General features: G+C 72.4%; 2 protein-coding genes. One reads left to right on the top strand and one right to left on the bottom strand.

Annotated features, from left to right (window positions below; genetic code table 11):
- Positions 1-529: 529 nt before the first annotated feature.
- A complete protein-coding gene (locus ACFV4N_RS42600) occupies positions 530-1,105 on the bottom strand; it encodes an iron transporter (protein ID WP_499678385.1) in 576 nt (191 codons plus the stop codon).
- Positions 1,106-1,219: 114 nt separating this feature from the next.
- Here ACFV4N_RS42600 and ACFV4N_RS42595 point away from each other — a divergent pair, with 114 nt between their 5' ends.
- Positions 1,220-2,272: a sugar ABC transporter substrate-binding protein gene (locus ACFV4N_RS42595; protein ID WP_499678384.1), complete on the top strand. Its 1,053-nt coding sequence runs from the start codon at positions 1,220-1,222 to the stop codon at positions 2,270-2,272.
- The last annotated feature ends 370 nt before the right edge of the window (positions 2,273-2,642 follow it).

Genomic DNA, 2,642 nt, shown 5'->3' with positions numbered 1-2,642 from the left:
CCATGGCGCCGCGGACGCGCGCCGCGACCACGGGGTCCTCCCGGACGACGGCCCAGACGGCGCGGGCGCCCGCGTCACCCGCCTTGACCATGCCGCGCACCTGCTCTAGCAGTTCCGCGGCGGGCAGGTGCGCCCAAGCCGCCGCGATCCTCTGGGCCTTCGTCACGTCGCCATCATTACCCGCTGTACCCCATCCGGTAGGCAAGACGCTGTGTAATCCACATCTCGTTTGCGGAACGGAACGGCCCGCTCCGGCACCCCTCGTCCTCCCCGCGCGAACTTCGGGCCCCCCGATCACCGCCCACCGTACGCCGTGGATCACGGAACGTCACCGCCCCAGGGGGAAGGCCGGTGGTCCGAGGTGGTCATCAGGGTTCGTGGACGCGCACTGCCGCACGGCGAGCACGTGGACCTCTGCGCCGACGGCGAACCCGATCGCGGTGGTCCTGCGGGGGCGGTGCGTGCGCGGACCGCGCTGAGCCGGACGCGCTGAGCCGGACGCGCTGAGCCGGGTGCGCGGTCCCGGCGGTCACGCGCGGGGCTGGGCCTCCGGGCTGGGCTTGCGGCCCGGCTTGAACGGGACGGTCAGGAAGGCGATCTCGACGGGGTGCTCGTAGCGCTTGCCGTTGATCGGGTCGTGCCGCATGAACTCCGGCGGGTCGATGTGGACCTCGACGTCGTACTCGCCCTCGCCGGGCATGGTGAAGTTCGTGCCGTAGTGGTACAGGAACGGGTGCCACAGGAACGGCAGGCGGGCGTCGAGCACCTCCTCGCCGTCCCGGGTGACGGTGACGGTCACGTCCAGCTCGGGGATGAACCGGCCGTCCGCCGCGTCCGCGACCGCGATCTCCAGGTGGCCGTTGGCGTCCTCGGGTGCCTCCTCCCACACCAGGCGGCCGTCCCGGCGGGCGTACATGCCCTCCGCGTCCTCCTGCACCAGCGCCACCAGGAACTCGCCGGCCTGCTTCACCACCGCGCCGGACTCCTCGCGCATGGCGTCCAGGGCCCGGAGGTAGGCGGTGCCCTCGGCGCGGGCCACGTCGAGCTGGCCGGGGTCGGCCTCGTTGCTCGCCCTCATCGGCGGGGTGGTGCCCGGTGTGCTCATCACGCCTCCTGGACGTCGTCGGGGTGTCGAGCGGGTGGCTACCCGCTCGCGGTCGTCCGATGTGCCGGCACCGGCAGCTCACCCTTTCGGGAGCGGGTGGGGCACCATCACCACGTGCCGGGTGGTGCACCGCTGGACGCCGGGGAGGCGTCACCGGACGGCCGGGACGCCGCGCCCGGCCAGCGGGCGCACGCCTCCGCCGCGGGAGCGGTCGTGCAGGCGGGGCGCGACGTCACCCTGACCGTCGAGCAGCACGTCCACCGCGCGGCGTGGCCGACGGGGCTGTGGTTCACCGCCGTTGCCGCGCTGATCGGCGGCCTGGTGGCCGCGGGTGCCCTCCTGGTGCTGCGCAGCGGCGCGCTGGGCCGGGAGGTGCCCGCGTGGACCGTGCCCGCCGCCGTCGTGCCCGCCGCCGTCGTGCCCGTCGCGGCCCAGGTCCACCACCTGCGGCGGCTCCTGGCGACCAGGCGCGACTACCTGGGCGGGTTCGTGGTGGCGACCGAGGTGCACCGCCTGCGGCCCGACCTGGTCGAGTTCTGCGCCGAGGTCGCGCTGCCGGTCGTGTTCACCGACATCGAGCCGTTCGACGACCCGGCGGACTACCCGGACAACGCGGCCTTCGTCGGCTACCTCGGCACCGACATCGGCGCGCTGGCCGGCCGCTGGCTGGTGGAGCGGCTGCGGGGCGTGCCGGGCCCGCACGTCCTGGTCGTGGCGAGCCGGGAGCACGCCGACCGGCAGGCGCGGTGCGCCGAGGTGCTGCGCGAAGCCCTGCCGGACGTCCTCGTGGTCGTCGACGACAGCTGCGCCTTCACCCGTTCGCGCGCCCACGACGCCGTGCTCGCCCACGTCCGCTCGCTCGACGCGCGGAGCGGTCGGCTCGACGCCGTGTTCTGCACCAACGACGAGATGGCGCTGGGCGCGGTCGACGCGTTGCGGGCGGCGGGCTCGCGGGCCGCGGCCGACGCGGTGGTCATCGGCGTGGACGGGGTCCTCGACGCCCTGGCCCTCATCGACGCCGGCGCCGGCCCCCTGCGCGCGACCGTGGTGCAGGACGCGCACCGGCTCGCCGAGAGCGCGTTCCACGTGCTGGAGCGGATGCACGACGGCCGGGCGGTGCCCAAGCGCACCGTCCTGGACCCCTACATCCACCGGGGCCGGGGATGACACCCGCGGTGGTCGTGATCACTCTCACGTCTGCTCACGGTATCGATTCTCCTTGGCGCCTCGTTTTCCGGGTTCACCCGGAGTGATCGCCCTGCGGGCGTGCGGAAATAGTTCAATCTCTTTCCCATTACCGCCGTAACGGCCCGTGACCAGCTTCGAATCGATTCGACTGGCGTCTCGTTTGGCCGCCGGGATTGGTTGGCAGGTTTTGCGAAAACTTTCAGGTACGTGAACTTCGCTCGTAAATGTTTCGCGTTCCGGCTCGCTGAATCAATCCGCCATTGACTCCGGCGATAAAGGTCTGCATGTTGGTCCCACCCATCCCCTCGTCACAGGAGTCACGACGTGGTCACCCTCGCCGAGGTAGCTC

This window comes from Actinosynnema sp. NPDC059797 (assembly GCF_042732085.1).
Lineage (GTDB): Bacteria > Actinomycetota > Actinomycetes > Mycobacteriales > Pseudonocardiaceae > Actinosynnema.
This window is presented reverse-complemented; position numbering and strand designations above follow the sequence as displayed.

Excerpts from the sequence above, each read along its gene's own strand:
- ACFV4N_RS42600 (WP_499678385.1), bottom strand. The coding sequence starts at position 1,105 with ATGAGCACACCGGGCACCACCCCGCCGATGAGGGCGAGCAACGAGGCC.